This window comes from Desulfovibrio faecalis (assembly GCF_053570625.1).
Map to the genome: position 1 here is coordinate 2,216,853 of NZ_JBRBQR010000001.1, position 24,183 is coordinate 2,241,035.

Annotated in this window: 18 protein-coding genes; 10 read left to right on the forward strand and 8 right to left on the reverse strand. The window is 58.4% G+C overall.

What is annotated here, in order from left to right:
- Positions 1–70 precede the first annotated feature (70 nt).
- On the reverse strand, positions 71–3,772 hold the full coding sequence (locus tag ACUZ79_RS09850; RefSeq protein WP_449251474.1) for a pyruvate carboxylase: 3,702 nt from the start codon (positions 3,770–3,772) through the stop codon (positions 71–73).
- Positions 3,773–3,904: 132 nt separating this feature from the next.
- Positions 3,905–4,723 carry a biotin--[acetyl-CoA-carboxylase] ligase gene (locus ACUZ79_RS09855; protein WP_240824311.1) on the reverse strand — a complete coding sequence of 273 codons (819 nt, stop codon included), beginning with the start codon at positions 4,721–4,723 and terminating at the stop codon, positions 3,905–3,907.
- Positions 4,724–4,748: 25 nt separating this feature from the next.
- Between ACUZ79_RS09855 and ACUZ79_RS09860 the strand changes: the two genes are divergently transcribed.
- Positions 4,749–5,837: a polynucleotide adenylyltransferase gene (locus ACUZ79_RS09860; protein ID WP_449251475.1), complete on the forward strand. Its 1,089-nt coding sequence runs from the start codon at positions 4,749–4,751 to the stop codon at positions 5,835–5,837.
- Positions 5,838–5,872: 35 nt separating this feature from the next.
- On the opposite strand, the gene ybeY is transcribed toward ACUZ79_RS09860, so the two are convergent.
- Genes ybeY through ACUZ79_RS09875 form a run of 3 tightly spaced genes read right to left on the reverse strand, consistent with a single transcriptional unit; the run spans position 5,873 to position 9,739 of the window.
- A complete protein-coding gene (gene ybeY, locus ACUZ79_RS09865) occupies positions 5,873–6,334 on the reverse strand; it encodes an rRNA maturation RNase YbeY (protein WP_240824309.1) in 462 nt (153 codons plus the stop codon).
- Between the two features lie 5 nt (positions 6,335–6,339).
- On the reverse strand, positions 6,340–8,775 hold the full coding sequence (locus tag ACUZ79_RS09870) for an HD family phosphohydrolase (protein WP_449251476.1): 2,436 nt from the start codon (positions 8,773–8,775) through the stop codon (positions 6,340–6,342).
- Positions 8,741–9,739: a PhoH family protein gene (locus ACUZ79_RS09875; RefSeq protein WP_240824307.1), complete on the reverse strand. Its 999-nt coding sequence runs from the start codon at positions 9,737–9,739 to the stop codon at positions 8,741–8,743. The genes ACUZ79_RS09870 and ACUZ79_RS09875 overlap by 35 nt, the downstream gene beginning before the upstream one ends.
- Positions 9,740–9,923: 184 nt before the next feature.
- On the opposite strand from ACUZ79_RS09875, the gene ACUZ79_RS09880 reads away from it, so the two are divergent.
- On the forward strand, positions 9,924–10,877 hold the full coding sequence (locus tag ACUZ79_RS09880) for a hypothetical protein (protein WP_449251477.1): 954 nt from the start codon (positions 9,924–9,926) through the stop codon (positions 10,875–10,877).
- A 161-nt stretch (positions 10,878–11,038) separates the two neighbouring features.
- Here ACUZ79_RS09880 and gatB read toward each other — a convergent pair whose 3' ends face one another.
- From gatB to ACUZ79_RS09895, 3 genes are all read right to left on the reverse strand, one after another.
- The gene (gatB, locus tag ACUZ79_RS09885) at positions 11,039–12,472 is read right to left on the reverse strand and encodes an Asp-tRNA(Asn)/Glu-tRNA(Gln) amidotransferase subunit GatB (RefSeq protein ID WP_240824305.1); all 1,434 of its coding nucleotides are present in this window, start codon (positions 12,470–12,472) and stop codon (positions 11,039–11,041) included.
- Positions 12,473–12,596: 124 nt separating this feature from the next.
- Entirely contained in the window at positions 12,597–14,339 is a 1,743-nt protein-coding gene (locus ACUZ79_RS09890) for an ARMT1-like domain-containing protein (protein ID WP_449251478.1), read from the reverse strand.
- Positions 14,336–15,211: an NAD(+)/NADH kinase gene (locus ACUZ79_RS09895; RefSeq protein ID WP_449251479.1), complete on the reverse strand. Its 876-nt coding sequence runs from the start codon at positions 15,209–15,211 to the stop codon at positions 14,336–14,338. Before ACUZ79_RS09895 ends, ACUZ79_RS09890 begins: the two co-directional genes overlap by 4 nt.
- A gap of 117 nt (positions 15,212–15,328) precedes the next feature.
- Between ACUZ79_RS09895 and ACUZ79_RS09900 the strand changes: the two genes are divergently transcribed.
- From ACUZ79_RS09900 to ACUZ79_RS09935, 8 genes are all read left to right on the forward strand, one after another.
- A complete protein-coding gene (locus ACUZ79_RS09900; RefSeq protein WP_240824302.1) occupies positions 15,329–15,958 on the forward strand; it encodes an SIS domain-containing protein in 630 nt (209 codons plus the stop codon).
- A gap of 2 nt (positions 15,959–15,960) precedes the next feature.
- Positions 15,961–16,194, forward strand: coding sequence for an FmdB family zinc ribbon protein (locus ACUZ79_RS09905; RefSeq protein WP_227118335.1), 234 nt, complete (start codon positions 15,961–15,963; stop codon positions 16,192–16,194).
- Between the two features lie 9 nt (positions 16,195–16,203).
- Positions 16,204–17,133 carry a hydroxymethylbilane synthase gene (gene hemC, locus ACUZ79_RS09910; RefSeq protein WP_449251480.1) on the forward strand — a complete coding sequence of 310 codons (930 nt, stop codon included), beginning with the start codon at positions 16,204–16,206 and terminating at the stop codon, positions 17,131–17,133.
- A 9-nt stretch (positions 17,134–17,142) separates the two neighbouring features.
- Positions 17,143–19,575, forward strand: a complete 2,433-nt coding sequence (locus ACUZ79_RS09915) for a Lon protease family protein (protein WP_449251481.1) — start codon at positions 17,143–17,145, stop codon at positions 19,573–19,575.
- Positions 19,576–19,843: 268 nt separating this feature from the next.
- On the forward strand, positions 19,844–20,419 hold the full coding sequence (locus ACUZ79_RS09920; protein ID WP_233483897.1) for a TetR/AcrR family transcriptional regulator: 576 nt from the start codon (positions 19,844–19,846) through the stop codon (positions 20,417–20,419).
- A gap of 292 nt (positions 20,420–20,711) precedes the next feature.
- On the forward strand, positions 20,712–21,608 hold the full coding sequence (locus ACUZ79_RS09925) for a hypothetical protein (protein ID WP_240824298.1): 897 nt from the start codon (positions 20,712–20,714) through the stop codon (positions 21,606–21,608).
- A 79-nt stretch (positions 21,609–21,687) separates the two neighbouring features.
- A complete protein-coding gene (locus tag ACUZ79_RS09930) occupies positions 21,688–22,824 on the forward strand; it encodes a S1C family serine protease (protein ID WP_449251482.1) in 1,137 nt (378 codons plus the stop codon).
- Positions 22,821–24,182 carry an SrfA family protein gene (locus ACUZ79_RS09935; protein WP_449251483.1) on the forward strand — a complete coding sequence of 454 codons (1,362 nt, stop codon included), beginning with the start codon at positions 22,821–22,823 and terminating at the stop codon, positions 24,180–24,182. Before ACUZ79_RS09930 ends, ACUZ79_RS09935 begins: the two co-directional genes overlap by 4 nt.
- The last annotated feature ends 1 nt before the right edge of the window (position 24,183 follow it).

Sequence of the window (24,183 nt, forward strand, 5' to 3'; positions counted from 1 at the left end):
CTTTACAACCTTGGAAATTGTATATCGCCATTAAGGAACTGTCCACAAATTCCAGTAGTGAGCGTAGTAATTAACTTACGCGCACACCGCAATAGGGGCAGAATGCGATGTTATCCATAGGAATGGGCTGACCGCAGGCCTCATTGCCGCATATGCGCGGCACAGGCCCCAGCTCCACAATTAGCTCACCTTCTCTGACCGAAACCATTTGCTTGTTTTCTTTAAAGTCGGCGGTTTTGAGCACACGCTTCACCATGCCGTCAATGGGGGCCAGAACGGCCTTTTCCTGCTTCATGATGGAGACGTTAAAGAGCTCTTCGCCCGCTTTGACCACATCACCGGGATGCACATACATGACCCACAAATCGCCGTTGCTCGGCGCGGCCACATGATACTTGTTGGCCGTATCGGCCATGAGCGTGCTCTTTGCGCCGTTGCCCGAAGGCTGCCGAACCTGAACTTCGCAGCTCATGAATTCGGAGTCGAGCACATAACGGCAGATGGAGATGCCCGCATCGTTGGGGGTGGAGATGCTGAGCAGCAAGAGATGATGGGGCTTGCCGCTGCTGTCGTTGAAGTACAGATCCTGACCGACTTTCAGGCCCTCGAACCATACATGCAAAGGCAGGTTGTTGGGGTCGCCGAACTTGGACTTGAACTGAATGGTCTTGAGCGCGTCCGCCGGATGGTTAAGGTACAGCACGAACTCTTCATCATTGGGCTTGCGCTTCAGAATTTCGGCGCAGGCCTTTTCTTCGGCTGCAAGGTTCACTTCTGCCAGCGATTCAAGGGGCGAAGTTTCAGTGCGGGCCGCCATGGCGCTCTTCCAGTCAGAGCCGAAAGCGCTCTGGTAGACCCAGTCAGCCGGGAAGCCGAGCGGCAGTTTGCCGAACTTGCCCTGAAGCAGGTTACGGAAGGCGTCGTTGCAGTCCTGATAGATGTTCAGGCGCGCGCGGCGCATTTCGTCCGTAAGCTCTTTTTCGGGGGTGCGGGTGACCTGACCCAGCACTTCCAGCAGGTAGCGCACTTCATCTTCGCCGCCCCGCTTCCATGCGCCTGTAACGGCCAGAAACGCCGTGTTCCAGGTGATCTGCGAGCCGGGCGTCACATCGTGATAGCGCACGATCTGGCGGGTGCCTTCAAGGAACTTGAGCATGTAGGGCAGCAGGTGAATGTACCCCTGCTTCATGGCGCCTTCCTGCGAGGATGAAGTGGCCCCGCCGGGCATGCCGTGGCGCGTTACGTCATAGTCAATGCCCTGGAAGTACGGCGCGCAGTAGCGGTCGTAATAGGGCATGATCTGCTTGCAGACGAAGTTGGCATCGCGGATGGCGTTTTTATCAAGGTTGCACTTGAGGCCCAGTTCATCTTCAATATAGGCCATGGTGGCAAGCACATCGCCCTGACCATAAGAACGTACCGATGAACCGAGGCCCACGTCGATGATGTGCGCGCCAGCCTTGGCCGCAGCGCCGCACGAGGGCACGAACAGGCCATCTGTATAGTGCCTGTGGTAGTGCAGCACAAGTTCGGGCCAGGCTTTGCGCAGGGCTTTGACCAGCTCGTCCATGAAGCGCGGCGGGCAAACGCCAGCCATGTCCTTGAGGCCCAGAATGATGTGTCGCGAGGCTTCCTTGGGGCTTGCGCCGATGATGTCGCCCACCATGCGCAACATGGCTTCGGTAACGCCCAGATAGTGCTTGACGTCAAAACCCTTGGCCCACGACATGGAAATGGCAGGCTGGAAGATCACGTCCTTGCGGTCCATGACCACCTCGGCAATGGGGCGCATGTTTTCCACATGGTTCAAAAAGTCGAAGCAACGCACGACCTGATAGTGGTCGCAAATCATTTCGCCCGTTTTGAGCATGAGGTTGCGCGGCTGCGGCGTATACCCAAGCACGTTGGTGGAACGCACCAGCAACTGCTTGAGGGTTTTGGGCGCAAAGCGGTTCCATTCCTTGGCTTCGGTGAAGGGGTAGGTCATGTTTGCCAGCATGGCTACATGGAAGTGCGCCCCGCCGCCGTTTTCAAGCGAGAAAAATCCCGCATTGTCAAGATAGGGGCCCATGAGCCTATCTTCGGCAAGGCGCAGGCGGTTGCCGGAATTGGACTGCGTGAGGTCGCGGGTTGTGGTGTCGGTAAAGTGCACCAGCCCGGAATCACGGATGTAATCCAGTGTGGCCATGCGGTCGCCCTGCGGATAGGGCGAAGGCTGACGCCGCGCAGCCGTGCTTATGGGCGGCAGCACAGGTTCAAAGGGTCCAAGACAGGGCGTGGAGCTTGAACGGTATTCGCCAAGTTGCACGTAGGGGTTGAAGCCCTTGGCCGAAATTTCGGCCACCAGCTTGGCAAGGCGCTCGCCTTCGGGCGCAAGGTCGGTGTAGACCATGAGCTCGGGATGCGTGGCGATGAAGTTGGTATTGATGCTGCCCTGCTTGAACAGGGGGTGCTTGATGACCTGACGGAAGAAAGGAATGGTGGTCTTGATGCCGCCGATCACATATTCGCTCAGGGCGCGTTCCGTGATGCCAAGCACCTTTTCCCAGTCAGTGGCGTAAGATATGAGCAGCGCGCCCGCAGAGTCGTAGTTGGCGGGGAACTCGTAGCCTGCGCTGATATTGGAATCAAGGCGCACGCCGGGGCCGCCGGGTGACACATATCGCGAAATGAGGCCGGAATTGGGGGCGAAGTTGTCCTGCGGGTTTTCGCAGTTGATGCGCACCTGCATGGCCCAGTACGAAGGACGCTGGCTTTCTTCGCGGTAGCGCAGTTCCGCGCCAAAGGCCACGGCGATCTGCTCTTCCACAAGGTCAATGCCGTAGCGGCATTCGGTGATGCCGTGCTCAACCTGCAAACGGGTGTTAACTTCAATAAGGTACGGCGTACCGTCAGGCGTAACGAGGAATTCGACCGTGGCAAGCGAATGGTAGCCCACGGCGCGCACCAGGCGGCGGGAATAATCCTTGAGCCTGTCGCGCAGGTTCTTGGTCATGCCCGGCCAGGGCGAAGGCGTAATTTCAATGAGTTTCTGGTGGTTGCGTTGCACGGTGCAATCGCGTTCGTCAAAGGCGAACACGTTGCCGTACATGTCGGCAATGACCTGAATTTCAATGTGGCGCACATCGGCAAGGAACTTTTCCACAAACAGGCGCGGATTGCCAAACGAAGCCTGAGCCATGGTGGAAGCCTTGAAAAAGGCGTCTTCCAGGTCAGCCTCGTTATGGATGGCAAAAATACCGCGTCCACCGCCGCCCCCTTCTGCCTTGAGCATGATGGGCAGCCCGATCTCGTTGATAAGCTGGCGGGCGGTAGGAATATCCACGGCTCCTTCAGAGCCGGGCACAACAGGAATGCCCAATTTGCGGGCCACTTCTCGAGCCTGAACCTTGTTGCCCAACAGGTTCATGGCCTCGGCTGTCGCGCCGATAAAGGTGATGCCCGCCTCTTTGCAGCGCTGCGGAAAGCGCGTGTCCTCGGAAGCAAACCCCCAGCCGGGGTGAATGCCGACTACGCCACGTTGTTTGGCTTTGTCGATAATGCGGTCAATATCCAGATACGCGCGGGGGTCTGTCCCGAGCAGCATCAGTTCCTGCGCCGTTGAGGCCGCAGGGGCCGTTTTGTCCACATCAGTCGCAGTCATTGCCGCTACCGCGTCAAAACGTTCGCGGATGGAACGACAAATGCGACGGGCCGGAATACCCCGGTTAGCAACCAGTATTACCTTGCCCTTCAAAAAATCCTGAACTTCCGAGAATGTCTTGTTGGCCATGCCTTTCAGCCCTTTTCTACCGGCGCATTTCTGCCCACGCACCGGCGTTAGACGGCGAAAACACGCTTAGTGCTTCGCATTGGGCGGCGATGCCCCCAGGCCCAACCATGCCGGAATGACCATAATCCCGCGTCATTCCCCCGCAGGGCTCAGCCGGAGACTACCGCAAATGAATTCCTCAAGCCGTCCGTTGATGTTAAGACACAGGCCGCCTGACGTTCCTAGGCCCGCCAGCCAGCCGCGTACGATGCGGTCATCGTCACGCAGCTCCACGTTCTCGCCGCGCCAGAGCAAAAGAGACTCCGCACGGGCTCTCCACCCCTCGGGAAAAGAGTGGCAGTTAATATAAGCTGAAAACATGCGCTTTACAAGGGTTTGCCACAAGGCTTCGGCCACTGGAGGCGTAAAAATGGTGGATTTATGCTGGGCGGCAAGGTTTGTTGCCTCCAGAGCGGCGTCCTCCCGCATCTGTTCCACTGGGGGAGACCAGCACACATTTATACCAATGCCCGCCAGCAGCACCCCGCCCCGCTCCTCCAGCAGAATGCCTGCCAGTTTTCTGGGTTCGGCTTCCGACGCGCACAGCACAAGGTCATTGGGCCATTTCAGGCGCACCTGCCACCCGTCCATTGCCAGCGCCTCCGCCAGCAGGGCACCCACTGCCGGGGCCGCCGCCGTGCCGTCAAAAGGGGGCACAAGCGGCAGACGCAGGGCCGCATACACGTTGCCTGCAGGCGAGTGCCACTGACGCCGCAACTGCCCGCGCCCCGCTGTCTGGCTGACAACCTGAACACTGTCCCACGGATCAAGCCAGCCGCGCGCCGCAAGGTTTGCAGCGGTATCGAGGCAAGAGCCGACCTCGCCAAAGCGCCAGATACGCGGAATAAAATTTTTGTCAGCGCCAGTTGGGGAGCTTCCCTCAAACGGTTGGCTGTGACATACTGGGGTCATGGAACTCTACCTCGTCGGCGGCGCAATGCGCGACCTTTTGCTTGGGCGTATGCCCACAGAGCTGGATTTTTCCTTTTCAGGAAGCATGGACGACTTTTTGGCCGCGCATCCCGACGCGGTCTGCGTGGGTAAAAGCGTCAATGTCTGCCTGTGGCGCGGGCGCGAATGCATGCCCCTCAGGGGCGGCACCCTGGCGTCTGATCTTGCAGCGCGGGATCTCACCGTCAATGCCCTTGCGCTCGACAGCGCGGGGCGGCTGTACATGCACCCCAAGGCGGTTGACGACCTGCGCAACAGAATGATGCGTCCGGCTTCGCCCACGGCCTTTGTGGATGATCCCACCAGAATTTTTCGTCTGGCGCGCTTTGCCTCCCGCTGGCCTGACTGGCGCATAGCCCGCGAGGCTTTTGAACAGATGCGCGCCACACCCAAGGCTTTGCTGGCGGGCATTCCTGCGGAACGTGTGGCCAAGGAAATGCTCAAGGCTCTGGCCTTGCCGCGCCCGGCGCGATTCTTTCGCGTTCTGGCGCAAGGGGATTGTTTGTCCCCCTGGTTTGAAGAACACGAGCGCGCACGCTACATTCCCGCAGGCCCCGTGAAGTGGCATGCCAACAGCGTGTTGGGCCACAGCCTGCGGCTGATGGACGAACTCGCAGGCGATGCCATGGCCGTGTGGATGGCCTTGTGCCATGACCTCGGAAAAATTAGCACTGACCCTGCCCTGCTGCCCCATCATTATGGGCATGAGGCGCGCGGTGTGCCGCTCGCACTGACACTTGCCAAAAGGTTGCGGCTGCCGTCAGTCTACGCCAGGGCTGGGGCGCTTGCTGCGGAAGAACACATGAAGGCAGGCATGTTTGCCACCCTGCGCACCGGCACACGCCGCGACCTGCTGTGGCGTGTTAACCAGCTTGGGCTTTCGCGCCCTTTCTGGAAGCTGGCGGATGCCGACAGCAATTCACCTATCAGCAGTTTGGCCTATCCGAGCCTGAAGGCTATAAACGCCGTGCGTCTGCCCGAAGAGTGGCACAACCGGGGCGAAGAATCAGCCCGCAAGCTGCGCGAATTGCAGTGCATGGCCCTGGCGGCACTGAACAGAAAGTGGGCGGCCTAGCCAATTTTGTACAATCAGACCGCGAATTCTGCGAATCAAGCCACTGCTTCGGCGGCGACGAGCATAAAATAGTCGCTCACCGCATCCATCTGCGCGCTGTGGTCAAGCCCGCACAGGTGGGCCATTCCGTGGGCCAGCAGGCGTAGCGCGTGCTCGCCCGGTTCCTGCCCGTACAGCAGGCATTCCCTGCGCAGCGTATCCAGTGAAAACAGAAGAGTGCCGGGGCTGTCGCAGCCACCGGGGAAGGAAAGCACGTTGGTAGGGCCCTGGCAGCCCATGCAGCGCCTGTTGGCTGCGCTCATGGCTGCGTCATCAATCAGATGCAGTTCCACAGCCGGGGGCACAACAGGCACATTGGCCTGCTCTGCGGCGGCAAGCATGGCCGCAAGGGCAGCGCGCTGCTGCCTGCGGTCAAACGGCAGAATCCATGCTGTGGCCGGATAGCGGCAGAAAATGCGCACGGTTGCCTGTGGCTGCTTCCCCCTGACTGCGCCCATGATACCTATGCCTGCCCCTTTTCTTCAGGGATGGCAGGTATGCCAGCCTGTTTGGCGCTCTCAGGCTGACTCGTCAGAGCTTTCACTTCAGGCGATTGCGCCGCAACGGGTTTGTCTCCGTTGCAAGGCTTGTCGCCGCACGGTTTGCCATGCCCCGTGGGGGTAAGGGCCGTTGCGCCATGTGTTGAGGGGGCAGAGCCGTTTTTGCCGTTGGGCTTGTTTTCAGCACGGGCGGCGTCATTGATTCTGGCGTCAGGATAGGCAATGCGCTGATGGAAAATACCCGTCAGAATGCGCTGGAAGTTTTCGCTCAGGAAGTGCAGATCCTTAAAGGTCAGCTCCGATTCGTCCAACTGCCCTTCCGAGAAAATGCCCTTGATGATGGTGTCAATGTGCGACTTGATGCGCGCGGGCGTAGGATCGTTGAGCGTGCGGCTGGATGCCTCAACGGAGTCTGCCAGCATGAGGATGGCGGCTTCCTTGGTTTGCGGGCGCGGCCCCACATAGCTGAAATCGGATTCACGCGGCTTTTCGCCCTGGTTCAGGGCCTTCTGGTAGAAAAAGCGTATGAGTCGTGTGCCGTGGTGCTGACTGATAATGTCGGCAATATCCTGCCCGAGCTTGTACCGCTCGGCCAGTTCCGTGCCTTTTTTGACATGCGAAAGCAGGATGAGCGCACTCATGGACGGGGCCAGCTTGTCGTGCTTGTTGGGCCCGCCAAACTGGTTTTCGATGAAATATTCGGGATACGAGAGCTTGCCCACGTCATGATACAGGGCCGCCACCTTGCACAGCAGGCTGTTGGCACCGATGGCCTTGGCCCCGGCTTCAACCATGTTGGCGACCACAAGGGAGTGATGGTAGGTGCCGGGCACAGTTACCATAAGCTCCTGCATGAGGGGTTGCTCAAGGCTCATAAGTTCCATGAGGCGGAAGCGCGTGCTGTAGCCAAAGCTGATTTCAAGCACGGGGCTCACGGCAAAGAGCAGAATGAGCGAGAGCACGCTGTTGATAAACACAGCCAGCAACTGCGTGGGCATGACGCCTGGGGCGCTTTGGGCCAGCAGGGTTGCGCCAAACCAGATGATGGACTGACCGATGGTCAGCGGCACAATGCTCCACACCACATCCTGTCGGCTCTGGGCGTTGGTCACAAGCCATGTGGCCAGCATGCCGCCAAGGAAATGGAGCAGGAACAGCGAAAACTGCGCCTGAAACATGAGCATGGTAAAAAACGAGATCAACAGGGCCATGGTGCAGTAGCGCCGGGCCGCAAAAACCATGGCGACCAGCCCCACTGCGCCTGCCACAGGGTAGCCCACGGCCAGCGTATTGATGAACGAATGGCTGTCGATGCGCATGCCAAGCACATACACAGCCTTTGCCCCGGCGCTGAAAAGCAGCAGAAGCAAGGAAATGAGCAGCATGTCTTTGCAGCGAAGGGGGGTGCCGGGTTTGCCGCTGGGGGCAACAAAAAAGCCGATGGAAAGCACCAGCGAGCACAAAAAAGCGCCAGCGGCTATGTCCCAGTGCATGGGGTCAGAAGCGGATTTATAAAGCGTTTGCAGCTTGATCTGCTGCTCGCGGCTGACCCTCTCGCCCTTGCGCAACACGATTTCGCCCTTCTGTATCTGATAATACACGGGTTCAACCATGGACATGACGGCAGAGCTGCGCTTTTGGGTCGATTCCCGGTTCAGCGTCAACGAGGAAGGCATGGTTGCGGAAAGCAGGATATTGATGGCGCGCCGCGACTGCGGGTTCAACGTGGAAACCTGCCGTATCTGGGCAGAAATTTCCGCCAGATACGATTGCACATCGGGCAGATTGACCACGTCCGGGCGCAGTATTTCTGTATTCGTATCCAGATTGCGCACAATAACGCCAGAGCGGTCAACCCTTGCCGAGCGTATGTCGCCCACAAGGCCTTCTGCCATATGGTCGCGAATCTGGGGCAGCAGCACCTTGAGCAGATACGTCTGCGCCTCGGGCTGGGCGAGTTCCGGCAAAATTTCGTCTGCAACTGTGGGTGTCAGTTCTTCCACCAGCCTGTGCAGCGGGCCTTCGACCCCAACATGATAATCAATGCCGTTGTTCAGGCTGCGCATGATCTCCACAATACGGTTCTGAAAGGCCGTAAAGGGCTCAAGACTCAGATCATAGACAGGCGGTTGCAGAAGCTGCACCTGCTTGCGCCGGGCCTTGGTGGCCTGCACGTCTTCAACAAGGATGTCGCGGTCGGCAATGACATCAGAATCCGCCACTTGCCCGGCAACGTACACGCGGGGCACGGCTTCAAAATTGGCCCCTGCAAGCAGGCTGATGAAAAGCAGGGTGAGCACAAGTACCGAAAGCCCCAGGCCACAATGGTGGCGGGCCCGCAACATGCGAAAGAGTGCGAGGATGCTAGCTGGACGTGCCGCTTTTTTCTGCATTATCATAGGCGTTTACGATTGCTCCCACCAAGGGATGCCGCACTACGTCGGCCTTGGTGAAGTGATGCACTGCGATGGTTGGAACTTTGGCAAGAATATTCAGCGCGTGGATAAGGCCCGAGCGCGGACGCTGACCGCCGGGCTGCAAGGGCAGGTCGATCTGGGTGGTGTCGCCCGTTACAACCATGCGCGAGCCAAAGCCCATGCGGGTAAGGAACATCTTCATCTGTTCCTGCGTGGTGTTCTGCGCTTCGTCAAGAATAATAAAGGCATCGTTAAGGGTGCGCCCGCGCATGAAGGCCAGGGGCGCAACTTCAATGGAACCCACTTCAAGCATGGACGCCACCTTGGGCTGGGGCATCATGTCGTGCAGGGCGTCATAGAGCGGGCGAAGATAGGGATTGACCTTGTCGGCCAGATCGCCGGGCAAAAAGCCAAGGCGTTCACCCGCCTCCACCGCTGGGCGCGTCAGCACAATGCGCTTGACCTTGTGCTGCTGAAACATGGAAAGCGCCATGGCGACAGCAAGATAGGTTTTGCCCGTACCTGCCGGGCCAACCGCAAAAACAAGCTCATTGCGCCGCAGCAGATCAAGGTAGGTGCGCTGGGCAACATTGCGGGCAGTGACCGTTTTGCGCGGGGTGTTGACGAAAACGGCATCCTTGAAAATCTTTTCCAGATTCAGGCCGGGATCCGCGCGCAGCATCTCGTAACTGCGGGCGATATCCTGCTGGCTCAGCGACAATCCGCCGCGCAGCAGCTCGTACAACTGCACAAAAACATTGCACAGCACCTGCCGGGTGTTCATGTCTGGGCTTTCAATAAGAATGCTGGCGCCACGGCTGCCTATGGAGGCTCCGCTGGCTGCGGCCAACAGCTCAAGATGCGCATTGTGAGGGCCAAATAGCTGATTGGCTAAGGCGGGATCGTCGAATTCGACGGTCTCAAGCATGGAGGAATGTACTGCCATAGCCGCTCTCTAGCCTATTTCAGTTAGCCTGTCCATTACTGGATTCGGAACCTGTATATTTTTAATGGGCGGGCCGACCCAGCCTGACCTCACCTGTAAAATAGAGCTGGCCTGGAATATGCATATGTGAACAATACGGCACCCCCAAGCCCCAAGATCGGGCAAAAACTGCCGAGGAGTGATCATGAGCAACGTATCGGGCGTAAACAGCTATACAAGCGGGCTGTACCAGTGGCAGAACCAGAAGCTGAGTACCTCCACTTCCGGCAGCTCATCGTCTTCGGGTTCCAAAAGTTCTTCAAGTTCGTTGAGCCAGATGCTCAGCGGCAACAGCATAACCAGCCAGCTTTCCAGCATGGTGGAGCTTACAAAGTACGCCATGGACGCCATGGGCCTTGAAAGCGGCAGCCGCGTTACATTTAGCCAGATTACCAAGTATCGCGAGCAGTTGAATAATGAGTTCAACACCGCCGTCAAGGATGGCCTGTCCAAGCTTGGGGTCACTGACCCTTCAAGTGTCACATTCACTTTAGGTGCGGACGGCTCCCTCACTGCAACCAGCGCCAATGCCACAGACCAGACCAATGTGCAGAACTGGCTTAAGAGCAATACGACTATTGGCAAGGATCTGCGCACGGCCCTAACCGCTGCAGGCGTCAGCTCCAGCACTTCCGTGGCAATGACCGTTGACAGCAGCGGCAAGCTGACCGCTGCCAGCAGTACGGACAGTGCCAATAAGGCCGCCATTCAGGCAGTGCTGGACAATTCCAAACTCGGTCAGACGCTGAACAGCGGCATGAGCAGCCTTGCTGTGAGCAGCGATGCAAAATTTACCCTGCAAACAAAGTCCGATGGCAGCATTGTGGTTGAAAGCAGCGATGCCGCCACCAAGGCAGCTGTGCAGAAGTTCTTTGACAACAATCCCGCACTGGTCAAAAAGTTCGGCCAGATTCAGGCTCTCTCCGGCCTTGATGATGCGCGCAAGTCATTGCAGGTTTCGCCCTCTGACCTGCGCAAGCGCATAGAGGTGGAATCCATGGCCGCATGGTGGTCCGGCTCTGGCAATGCCACAAGTTCTTTCGGCAGCTATTCCAACAGCAGCCTTTCCATGCTTTCGGGCCTGAACCTGAGCGTCTAGTTTTTACGCATATGCTGTGCTGATGCTGTCAGCGCATAAAGGGGCCGCGAGGCCCATTATGCGTTTAAAATCCAAAATGCAACCTGTCTTGAACAGTACAAAAAGCGGGGACTCCGGCATGACCGAAATCCCCGCTTGGGCGTTTATTTACTGACGAGAGTTTACAGCTTTTTGGCAAGCAGTTCGTTTACCAGAGCAGGATTGGCCTTGCCCTTGGTGGCGCGCATGATCTGCCCCACAAAGAAGCTGATCAACTTGGTTTTGCCGCCGCGATAGGCCTCCACCTCAGCGGGATTGGCCGCAATGACTTCATCCACAGCGGCTTCGAGCGCCGAAGTGTCGGAAATCTGCACAAGGCCTTTTTCCTTCACGTAGGCTTCAGGCATGACGCCCTGCTCAAAGATGTCGCCAAAAATATCATTGGCGATCTTGGCGCTGATGGTGCCGCCGTCAACCAGGCGTACCAGTTCGGCCAGAGCCTCGGGCTTCATGGCCCAGGCGGAGGGGTCAGCGGCAGAAAGCCCACGGGCGTTGCATTCACGCAGCAGCGGCCCAAGCACAAAGTTGGCAACCTTCTTGGGGTCGGCCTTGGCGGCGGCAGCTTCAAAAAAGTCGGCCAGCCCCTTGCTCTGCACCAGCACTTCTGCCTCGGATTCGGGCAGTCCCGCCATAGCCACAAAACGGGCCACACGAACCTGGGGCAGCTCCGGCATTTCGGCGCGCCAGCGGGTCATTTCTTCTTCCGTAATATCTATGGGCAGAATGTCCGGGTCGGGGAAGTACCGGTAATCGTGCGCTTCTTCCTTGCTCCGCATGGAGGCAGTGGTGTTCTTGACGGCATCATACAGGCGGGTTTCCTGCACGACCTTGTCGCCATCGTCCAGCACATCCTGCTGGCGGGCAATTTCGTACTCAATGGCGCGCTGCACATTGCGGAAGGAGTTGAGGTTTTTCAGCTCGGTGCGGGTGCCGAAGGGTTCGGTTCCCACAGGGCGCAACGAGACGTTGGCATCGCACCTGAAGCTGCCCTCTTCCATGTTGCCATCGCACACGCCAAGATAGGTCACGATGTTGTACAGAGCCTTGAGATAGGCCACAGCCTCGGCGGCGGAACGCATATCCGGCTCGGAAACTATTTCAACCAGAGGCGTGCCCGCGCGGTTGAGGTCCACATAGCTCAGGTTTTCTCCCTGCGCATGAATGTTTTTGCCAGCATCGTTTTCCATGTGGATACGCGTAATACCCACGCGCTTGCGCCGCCCGTCCACGTCCACTTCAAGATGCCCGTGTTCGCAGATGGGGAGCTCGAACTGCGAAATCTGATACCCGGAGGGCAGATCAGGATAGAAATAGTTTTTGCGGGCAAAAATGGAACGCGTATTTATGGCGCAATTGGTGGCGAGGCCGACCAGAGCCGCAAAGTGGACAGCCTGGCGGTTGGGCACGGGCAAAGCGCCGGGCATGCCGGAGCACACCTCGCAAACATTGGCGTTGGCGGGCTGCCCAAAGGTCGTGGGGCAGGAACAGAACAGTTTGGAGGCCGTGGCAAGTTGCACATGCACTTCAAGGCCAATCACGGCTTCATAGGCGGCCATAGATCAGATTACTCCCTCAACGGGGTTCACCCCGTAGTTGCGCGGCAAAAGCGCCGCTTTGCGCATAAGCGCCCGCTAAACCTGGCATCCGGCGGCTTGCGCCGCCCATTTTGACGCAAAAGCATCAATGGGGGATGCTGGCGTCGAAATATTTGCCCACACCGTACTCTCCCCTGCGGAAAAACCGCTGCGGGTCGGGGCCGATGATCTGCATTTCCCTGTTTTTGGCCTGCACGTCCAGCGCGATACGCATTTCCTTGGTGCAGCCGGTGGAAAAGGTGGAATCCTTGCCCGACCATTGCGGCGGCACCTTGCGACCAAGCAGGGCAAAGCTTTCCTCAATGTCCTCAACGGTCTGAAACCGCCACACATCAATAAAGCCGCTGCGCTGCACCTGCTCCCACATATACATGAGGTCGTCGCCGTCCATGCCTTCAATAAAATGCTCGGCAGGATTAATTATCAGGATATTATCCATTTTTTTACGCAGATTGTCTACAAAGGCGCGCACGATCTCGGTAGCGGTACCAGTCTCGCCGGGGATGCTGCCGATCACGCAACTGTAAAACATGACCGTACGGCCCTGCATGCGGGCCTCGCGCATGCCTGCGATGATGCTTGCCGACTGGGCGGCAATGTCGTTCTCGCTGAATTTATGGGCTCTCTCGGCATGCTGGCGCAGTTTGATGTGAAAGCCCTGATCATCCTGCCAGTAGCAGACTACATCCCGGGTATACTGGTGGCTGCTGCCCATGAGCACATCGGCCACGCGCCAGCCCTTGCCCAGAATAAGGTCGGCCTCCTTCCACGCGCGGGAGAACGTCACCGAGACCCTGTATAGATTGAGCCGTTCCCGCGTTCCATCACCAATAACCATGAGGCGGTATTCGCGCAGGTGGCGCAACAGCTCGTTCTTGCTCATGCGCGGCTCGTGTTGCACAGTGCCGCCGCCGATCATCTGCCGGATGGAGGGGTCAATCTCCATGTCTTCCAATGTGGGCGAATAAAAGAAAAAGCCTGATTTGACCGCAAATATGACCTTATGCCCCATGCGAATAAGGCTGTTGGCAACAGCCAGGTCAAACACAACGCCGCCGTCAGCGTCGCACAAAAAGAGCACCGTGCCGGATCTGACCGCGCTGGCCTCAAAATAGTGCCGCAAGTGGGCGCAGGTTTCGCGCGCGGTATCCATGGCCTTACGCACTGTTTCGGCATCTGGCGGCGTGTCCACCCACGGGCGGGACATGGCCGAAAGGCACAGCAGGCGCGAAAGTTCCACGTAGTTGAGCATGCGCCTGACAGAGGCGATGGAATTGGCCGCCACGGCATCAGCAGGCACTGCGGCAAGATTGTCGCGCACCGGGGCTTCATCCAGCATTTCAAGCTGGCGTTTGGTGGAAATTCTGCGCAATTGCCGCCAGGGGTCGTCCAGCTGGTTGCCCTGGGCGAGCACAAGATCGGTCATGCGCTTGACCAGCCGCGAAGGAATCAGGGTATGCTGGGCAACATACTGATTGAAGCGGAAGCGGCAAAACTGCAAAATACGCCTGCGTTTCTGGCCTTCGGGCGTAAAGGAGCGCACGAGCCGCATGATGATACGCCAGGAGCGGTTATACTGGCGGCGAAGTTCTTCGGGAGCGGTCTGCTGGCACAACAGTTTGAACGTGTCGTCAGAACAGGGCAAATACACCTGGTCGCGCGCAAGGCTGACCATAAAGGCCATCTGTTCCTGGCTGGCCACAATGTCGGGGTTCATGCCATAGGCGATGTTGTTGTCCATCAGCATGCTGTAAAGCCATGCGTCAAAGCGGACACTCTCCCCAAAATGAAACTCGCGAACCGAATTAACAGAAATCGCGTTGCTCATGCGTTTTCCCCGCACCTGATGCATTCAGTGCCTTGCAGGGCAAAGCCGCGCGAACGCAAACGCTCAAAGAAAGTTGTTCCCTTGCCAAGAAAATGCACGGCATCGGGCAGACCGTTGACGGTCACGGTGTCGCCCAGCTCCAGCTGTTGCCCTTCCTGCCCATCGACAGTAAGGTAGCAATCTGTGGAACCCTGCAAAATCTGGAACCGGCACTCGGTATCACCGGGGAACACCATGGGCGAAATAGTATTGAGGAATGGACAGATGGGCGTGATGGCCACGGCTTCCATAGAAGGATGCAGCAGCGAGCCGCCAGCGGAAACGCTGTAGCCCGAGCTGCCCACGGGCGTGGCAATGATCATCCCATCGCCGCGCAGCGAGCCAAGGCGCTCGCCGGCAATATAGACATCAAACAATACAAGCCGCGACAAAGACCCCCGGCTCAGAACAACATCGTTGACCGCGCAGCCGCTGGCAATCTGCTGGCCCTTGCGGGTGAGCGTCCACTGCAAGGCCATACAGGAGCGCACGGGCTCCATGTCGGTGAGGGATTCTTCGAGTTTTTCGCGCCACTGCTCCGGCTGGGCATCGGTTAAAAAACCGATCCGGCCAAAATTGATGCCCAGCACAGGCACGTTGCGCCCCACAAGGCGGCGGGCCACGCCGAGCATGGTGCCGTCGCCGCCAAAAACAACCACAAAGTCAAGGGGCGTCGCTGCGTAGGCCGGGGTGTCCGTGCCTGCACAGATCACACCCGTAACGTCATGCCCCTTTTGGCGCAGCCACTGGGCGGCTTCTTGGGCAAGAGCCGCAGCCTTTTCGTGCCGGGCCTTGTAAACCAGAAGTATGTGTCGGCTTGTTGCGTTTTGCATACCTGCGCAAGTTACGTTATCAAGTCTGTTACCGCAAGCCTGTGGGCGCTTGTCAGTTGCAGGGCTTTGCCTTAAATAAGAAGGCTTCCATGTCACGTTTCGGCAATTGTGAGCGCCATGCACGATACAGCCCTTGATATTATTGAACAGCATGCCAGCGAAGGCGCGCGCCTGCGCGAAGATTTTTTTCGCTCGCAGGCGGATTTTCTTCGTCAGGCGGCCTTGCGCGCGGCCAGGTGCCTTGCGGGCGGCGGCAAAATACTGCTCTGCGGCAATGGCGGCAGCGCTGCACTGGCCCAGCACATGGCAGCCGAGTTTGTGAACAGATTTTTTATGGACAGGCCCGCCCTGCCCGCTCTGGCGCTGTCTGCCGATGCGACTTCGTTGACGGCCATTGGCAGCGACCTTGATTTCAGCCAGGTATTTTCGCGCCAGATTGAAGCCCTGGGGCGGCCAGGCGACATGCTGGTGGCGATTTTTTCCACTGGCAGCAGCGCCAATATTATCGCCGCCCTTGAGGCGGCACGTCGCGGCGGGCAGTTTGCCGTGTGCCTGTGCGGGCACGGCAGCGAAATGGCCCTGTACAGCGACATGGTGCTTGAAGCACCGCAGGCTGAACCCGCGCTGGTTCAGGAACTGCACCTTGCAGCCGGGCACCTGTTTTGCCGGCTGACGGATTATTATCTTTTTGAAAATGCTGTCGCACTGACCCCCTATTTGCAAGGGCGACACACAACCGAGGTTTGACCATGCCCATCTACGAGTATTCTTGCCAGAAATGCGGTCGGGATTTTGAAGAACTGGTGTTTGACGAAACCCCGCCCACTTGCCCGTATTGCGGCTCCAACGATACCCAGAAGCTCATGTCCTGCTGCGCCCGGCGCAAAAATGGCGCAGAAGGCGGCGATTACGCGGCTTCGACCGGCGGTGGCGGCGGCTGCGCCGGATGTTCTGGCGGCAACTGCGCAAGCTGCGGACATTAGGCGGCAGGCATGCGTAAATCCCTAGTTATCGCTACCCGTGGCAGTCAGTTGGCCCTCTGGCAGGCAGAACACGTTAAAAGCCGTTTGCAGTCGCTTGACCCGGAACTGGCCGTTGACCTTGTCATCATCAAGACCAAGGGAGACATCATTCAGGATGTTCCCCTGGCCCAAGTGGGCGGCAAGGGCCTTTTTGTAAAAGAAATTGAAGAAGCCCTGCTTGATAACCGGGCCGACCTTGCCGTGCACAGCATCAAGGACGTGCCCATGGAGCTGCCCGACGGGCTCATATTGGGGTGCATCCCCAAGCGCGAAGCGCCTACAGACTGCATGCTTTCGTGCAAGTATGCCGACCTTGCGGCCCTGCCCCAGGGCGCATGCGTTGGCACCAGCAGCCTGCGGCGTCAGGCCCAGTTGCTGGCCCTGCGCCCTGACCTGCGCATTGAAAGCCTGCGCGGCAATGTGGATACGCGCCTGCGCAAACTGCGTGAAGGCGTGTATGACGCCATTATTCTTGCATCCGCAGGTATGAACCGCCTTGGCTTGAGCGCGCCCTGCATGCACGCCCTTGATCCGCAGACATTTCTGCCCGCCGTGGGCCAGGGCGCCATCGGCATTGAATGTCGTGAAGACGATTACGATCTGTTTGCCCTGCTTGCTGAGATCGAAGACACCCCCACCCGTGTATGCGTTGAAGCCGAACGAGGCTTCCTTGCCGGGCTTGAGGGTGGGTGTCAGGTGCCCATTGCCGGGCATGCCCGCCTTGAAAATGACGAGACCTTCGTACTCGAAGGCTTGGTGGCAGAGGTCGATGGCAGCCTGATTCTGCGCGAGGCGCAGCGGGGCCACACCTCCAAGGCCCGTCAGGTGGGGCTTGAACTTGCAGAAACACTTCTTGCCAGAGGCGGCCGCGCCATTCTGGAAAAACTTTACCAACAATAACGATTTCCTATGCCAACCATCGCTCCCCTGCCCGCGTCACGCCTGCACGCCACGTTAGATCCCGCCCGTATTCCCTGGGAAACGAGCAAGGATATCCCGCTGCCGCGCAACGGACGCCAGAATCCATTCCAGCCCCGTGCCATGCAGGCGCTGGACCTTGCCCTGCAAATCAAGAATCAGGGCTACAACATCTACCTGTCAGGCGAGGCCGATCTTGGCCGCAGCCACATGTTGCTGAGCTACCTTGGGCCTCAGGCCAAAAAGGCTCAGACACCTGACGATCTGGTATACGTGCATAATTTTTCCGATCCTGACCGGCCCTGCCTTTTTGCCCTGCCCACAGGCATGGGGAAAAAGCTAAAGCAGAACCTTAAGGAATTGATCGAGCATATACGTGAGGAGCTGCCCCGCCGTTTTGAGGCCAGCACCTACGTAAAGCGCCGCGCCAAGATTGTGGACAACTTCCAGAACGCCCGCATGGGCCTGCTGCGCAAGATGAATTCCGTTGCCGTAGACAAGGGATTCAACCTTGATATGGACGAGAGCGGCGGCCTGACCCTGTATCCGCTGGTGGAAGGCAAGCGCCTGAGCGAGGAAGAGTTCGACAGGCTCGACACAACCCTGCGTCTCAGCCTTAAAAGCCGGGGCGACAACCTCGTGCAGGCCATGTCGGGCTATATGCGGCAGCTGAACAAGGCGGAAGAAAGCTTCCAGGACGACGAGCGCGGCCTGGAACGCGAAGCCATGACTCAGGTGCTGACCACCTTCTTCAACCCCATTGAACAGCGCATGCTCAAGGCCTGCCCGGTCAAGGGGCTTGATGGCTACTTTACGGCCCTGCGCGAAGACATCCTTAAAAACACCGATGCCTTTCTGCAAAGGGACGGCGGGGCACTGGGCGACCCGCACGGCGCGCCGGTGGAGGCTGTGCTCTACCGCTACGAGGTCAACCTGCTGGTGGACAACAGCGAGCTTGATGGCGCCCCCATCATTGTGGAAGATCACCCCACCGCTGTGAACCTGCTCGGCTGCGTGGAGCGCGAATCTGAAATGGGCGCGCTGGTCACGGATTTCACCCTTATCCGCGCGGGCAGCATCCACAAGGCCAACGGTGGTTTTCTGGTGTTGCACATTGAGGATCTTCTGCAACATCCCAATGCCTGGGAAGGCCTGTTGCGCGCCCTGCGCTCCAACATGGTTCGCATTGAAGATTCCGGCGAAGGCCCGGATACGCCCATCCGCACCAAGGGCATCAATCCCGAGCCGCTGCCCCTGAACCTCAAGGTTGTGCTGATCGGTGATGAAGAATTGTATGAAGGTCTGCTTGTCAATGACGACAGGTTCTCAAAGCTCTTCCGCATCAAGGCCCACATGGCCGACACCACAGAGCGCAATGCCGCCAATGTGCGCGCCTACCTCGGGCACATTGCCACCATCATCAAGGAAACAGAACTCCCCTGTTTTGACCGCACGGCCTTGGCATGGCTCATCGACCTCGGGTCGCACATCTGCGAAGACCAGCGCCGCCTTTCGCTACGCTTCCCCGAACTGCGCGAGCTGATGATCGAGGCCTCGGCCTTGGCCCGCATGCGCAAGCAGGATGTGGTCACTGCGCCCGTGCTGGAAGAAGCTCACGCGGCGCGCCTCTACCGGGCCAACCTGGTGGAAGAGATCTATATGGAAGAATACGACCGCAACATGATCAAGGTGCAGACCTCGGGTCAGGCCATTGGTCAGGTTAACGGTCTTTCCGTCACGTGGCACGGCGATTTTGAATTTGGTCTGCCGCACAGGATTTCATGTACCGTGGGCGTGGGGCATGAGGGCATCATCGACCTTGAACGCGAGGCCGAGCTGGGTGGCCCCATCCACACCAAGGCCATGATGATCCTGAAGAGCTACCTCACGGATCTTTTTGCGCGCAAAAAGCCCCTGGTGCTCTCCGGCTCGCTCTATTTTGAGCAGAGCTACGCAGGAATCGAGGGTGACAGCGCTTCTGGCGCGGAACTTGCCGCCCTGCTCTCGGCCCTTGCCGATGTGCCGGTGCGCCTTGATCTGGCCTTTACCGGAGCGGTGAGCCAGACGGGGCAGATCATGGCTGTGGGCGGCGTTACCCGCAAGATCGAGGGCTTTTATAATGTTTGCGCCAGCCAGGGGCTTACGGGCACGCAAGGGGTCATCATGCCCTTTGACAACGTGGATCACCTCATGCTCGCGCCCAATGTTATTGAAGCGGTTGAGAAAGGCCAGTTCTCTATTTATCCTGTGCGGCGCATCGAAGAAGCCCTCGCCCTCTTGACTGGTCTTTCAATCGGTCGCAGACTGAAACAGGGCGGATTTACGAAAAACAGCCTGTACGACATGGTTGACCGCAGGTTAGAGCGTCTGGGCGATTACGCGCAGAATGCCTTTAGACGCACCAGAAAATCCAAAGAGGGATAATGGGCGCTGCCCGTGGCAGCGACATAATACCCTCTGAGTATTTTCACATTAAAATGTTTGCCTTAGGGCGGTACAAACTTGCCGTAAAGGCGTTTTGGGGTGCGGGTTTTTATAAAAATCCGCGTTGGGCAGGCAAACAGTTTACTGCCTTTTTGCTCACGAGAACAAGCAATAACCCCACGCATACCTTGACTTTACGGGTTTTATGTGTAATGGGGTCAACGCAAGGAAAAACCTTATGCCTCACTCTAACCCAGCAAAAGCCGTGATGAACAAAAACAAGAAAGAAGCGTTGCTTCAGGCCGCCAAAGAACTTTTTGGCGAATGCGGGTATGTGGAAACCACATTCAAAAAAATATCCGATAAAGCTGGTGTTGCCCTCGGGTTGCTGACCCACCACTATGGCAACAAGGAAAAGCTGTTTCTTGCCTCGGGGCTTGATGTTCTGGAACGCTTTCTCGTAAGGCTGCGCGCAGCCACCGCCGAAGCCACCTGTGGTTACGATGGCGTCATGCGTTTTTGCAGGGCGTACCTTGATTTTTCAATCGACAAGGATTCCAACTGGCTGGTACTTGTGCGCTGCTCGCCTTACAGCGACATGAAAACCAAGACCGACCGCGATATTATGGATTCCATGTTTTCGCAGGTGCACAGCGAACTTGAGCGCGTTATTGCCAAGGGCGTGGAAGACGGCAGCATTGTGAAGGTCGACAGCAAAAGCACCGCCCAGGTGATCATTTCCCTCATGGTCGGTTCCAACCGTACACGGGTGCTGACCCCCTATGCGATGCCCACGCTGTACGAAGATGTTCTTGAGTTCATTTCCCGCTCCATCAAGGCATAGAACTTGTTTGCAGCACACAGTCGGGCCGTCGGTCGAAAGATCGGCGGCTTTTTTGCATCTTTTGTTGCATGGCTGGCGCGCGCAGCAATGAAAAACATAAACGTTCTGCCCCCTGATCCGCATTGGCATGACAATCTTGTGCATGCTTGATGCTCCGGCTGGGCAATAGGGCTTGCCGAGTCACAGCGCTTTGAAGTAAATTCAAAATGTTCAGGGTACATTATCGCGAGTGAACAGTTCTATCCGCTCCAGTATTCTGTGCGGATTGCCGGGAGCTCTGGGCAGACATGCCGTGGCGCTCGTAGACTCAACCCTTATTGAGGAGACGGTTTTTATGCAAAGGCTTGCCAGCATACCCTTGTGCCTTTTTCTTGCTGCAGGATTGTTGATCTCGGGCTGCACCAGCAAATATGGCGACCAGAAAACCAAGGTCAATTATTATCCGCAGTGCTATCAGCCTGTTAACCAGTTGCGGCAGGACGAAAACAGCACGGGTAAAAGCACTGCCGCTGGCGCTGTTGGCGGCGCTCTGCTTGGCGCGCTTATTGGCGGTCTTGCCACAGGCAAGGCCAGCGGCGCTGTTGCGGGCGCTGTGGCGGGCGGCGCTGCGGGCGCTGTGGCGGGCAACGTCTACGGCAAGTCCAAAGCTCAGGATCGCGACGCCGCATATCTGCACCAGTACAGCCAGCAGCTTGGCAGCGAGGCTGCCAGCATGAACCGCTCCACCGCAGCAGCCAAGGTTGCGGCCAAGTGCTATGACGAACAGTTCAAGCTTGCCGCCGGGCAGTTCAAGGCCGGGCAGATCACCCGCATGGAATTTCAGGACAGGTATAATGAAATCCGCAGCGGCCTTGAGGAAACCTCGTTTATCCTGAATGATACCGCCACCACCATGGCCAAGAAGGACGGCGAGTATCAGCAGGCTCTGGCCGAACCTTACACTTCGGCGCAGCCCACCACTGCTGCGACTTCGTCGTCCAGTTCTGGCGCTACCAAGTTCAAAAAGGGTGCAGCTGCGCAGCCCAAGAGCACACCTGCGGCCAGCGCCTCGCGCACGCCGGAGCAGAACAATGTTGCCGCACAGGCAGCTGAGTGGAAATCTTCGCGCGAAGATCTTGAAACCACGCGCCGCGATGTGAACGCGCGGATGTCCAGCTACGAAGAAACCGTCAATAACCTGCTGGGATAACTCTGTTGCCGCGCAGCCGCTATTTTTATGGCGGTTGCGCGGCTTTTTACTGCGCCGCATATACCGCGCGGAGCCATAGATGAACGAAAGCCAACACCCCGTACCGCCTGAAACACCGTCAAGCGCCGCGCCTGCCGAAGGTACCGCGCCTGCTGCTGCGGTTGTCCTGCCCTGGTATCGCCGCCCTCTTTTCTGGGGTGTGCTGTTGTTTCTGGGGCTTTTGCTGCTGGCCGCATGGCTGTTCTGGAAAGAATGGCAGCAGGCCGAGGCTTCCAAGGCTGCCGTTGCCGCTCAAACGGAGCAGTGGCGCGAGCACAACGCGGCGCTTGAAACATTCATGCAGCAATTGCGCGCCCTGCTTGCCAAGGAGCCTTGCGAAGTTAAGCAGGGGCTTGGACTCATCACCCCGCCTGCGGGTGTCATGTGGCCTCCTTTGGGTTCAGGCTCTGGCGCTGCGAATCCAGACTCTGCCCGCGCGGATGCAGCCACCCTGCCGCCCACGGCAGACGCCAAAACGCAGGTGCCGCCCGCGCCCATGCAACAGCAGACGCCCAAGAATGTTTCCGAGCTGATGGAACAGGGCACAGTGCTTGTGCTTGCCATGCGGGAAGAGGGCCTTTCCATGGGGTCCGGCTTTTTTGTGGCCCCGGGCTACGTGGTTACCAATGCCCATGTGGTGGGTAATGCCACTCAGGCGGTCGTTGTGAACAAAGCCCTGGGCAGACCCTTTGAGGCAAGCGTACGTCAGGTAACCCACGACAACGGACAGGATTTTGCCGTGCTTGGCGTTAACGGCGCATCGGGTGTTGTGCCGCTCAAGTTCGCGCCGGGCGTGAGCCGGACCGAACGCGTGAGCGCGTGGGGCTTCCCCGGCGCCGTCACCACTGACGATCCCAAATTTGCGGCCCTGCTCAAGGGCGATGAAGCCGCTGCGCCCGAAGTGGTGTATACCGAGGGCGTTGTGAGCGTTATTCTTGAGCGCAAGCCACCGCTTATTGTGCACACGGCCACAGTTTCGCAGGGCAACAGCGGCGGGCCGCTTGTCAACGACAAGGGTGATGTGGTGGGCATCAACACCTTTATCAAATTGGACGATGCTTCCTACAGGCAATCCAGCCTCGCCATTGTCAGCACAAGCCTGGCAGCGTTTTTGCGCTCGGCGGGCGTTCCCGTCACCATGGCCCAGAGCAGTGAATCCGCCGGAGGCAAGCCATGAGTACCCGCATTGCGGTCAGTTTGCGCGGTCAGATGCGTGCGCTTGCCAGTCAGGGCATCTTTGCCACCGACTGCTATGAACAGTTGAAATCTATCCTGCTGCAAAAGCTCGGGCCGGATCATGCCGCCCTGCTCGCCGAGCCACAGCACAATGCCGAGGGCAACAGCGTTGACTGGTATGCCGAAGGCAATGGCCCGGCGGTTCCCCTTGCGGAACTTTCGGAGCAGGATGCGCAGGCCCTGCGCGCCCGTGCGGGCACGTTGGCCTCTGATATTGCCGGATTGTCCAGCGATCTCACAGCAGACGCGCAGGCGCGGCAGGCCCTTTCAGGCCAGTTGCTGCGGCTTGCCCTGCAACACCCGGAGGACAAAGATATCTGGTCTGTGGATGGCCGCCCCGTTCTCATTAACTGGGGTTTTGCCCCCGGCAGTGTTGGCGCGCAACCACAGGACCTCACCCGGCTTGGCGGTGCGCTACCGCCTCCCCCGCCGCCTGCGCCTGTGGCTGCTGTCCCCGTGGCAGTGCCTCCCCGCAGCGGGTGCCTGTCGTGGCTGCTGCCTCTCCTGCTCTTGCTGCTCCTGCTCTGGCTTTTGGGCGCGGCGCTGGGGCTTTTGCCTTCTCCCCTGCCTTCGGGCTGCATGCCTGTTGACCGCAGCGCTCTGGAGGCCGAAAAGCAAAAGGCCGCCGCCAACGAAGATCAGCTTGCCCTCCTGTGGCGTCAGTTGCAGGAGCGTGCGGCCCTGTGCAAGCCTGTTGCGCCTCCGGTAACGCCAACGCCCCCCAAGGTTGAGGAAAAGAAGGAAGAACCCAAGGCCGACCCGGAAGTGGTGGAGCCCTTCCTTGGCGAAACGCCCGTGGAGCCGCCCAAGGTGGCGGAAGCTCCCAAGCCCAAGCCAAAGCCTGAACCCAAACAGGAACCCAAGCCCCTGCCCAAGGAAGAACCCAAATCGCAGGAGCCGCCCAAGCCCGCGCCCAAAAAGAATGACAACCTTGCCATTCCCGAAGACGCGGCCAAAAAGAACGACCTGAGCTTCCTTGAGGGCTGCTGGACAAGCGAAACCGGCCTGTATTCGCACCCCTCCAACGAGCCGATCATTGCAGAATACTGCTTTGACAAGAGCGGCAAGGGCCGCCGTCTTGTGCGCGAGCGAAACGGTCAGGTGTGCAGCGGTTCGGCTTCGGCGCGCTTTCAGGGCAACCAGTTGCAGTTTGATTCCAGTCAGGCCCGTTGCCCGCGTGGCGGCACCTATGTTCCGCAAAAGGTTGAATGTACCGGACAGGAAAACACCACCCAGTGCAAGGGCAAAGAGCTTGGCGGGGCCAATCTCAAGTGGGACGCCCGTTTCAAAAGGAAATAAT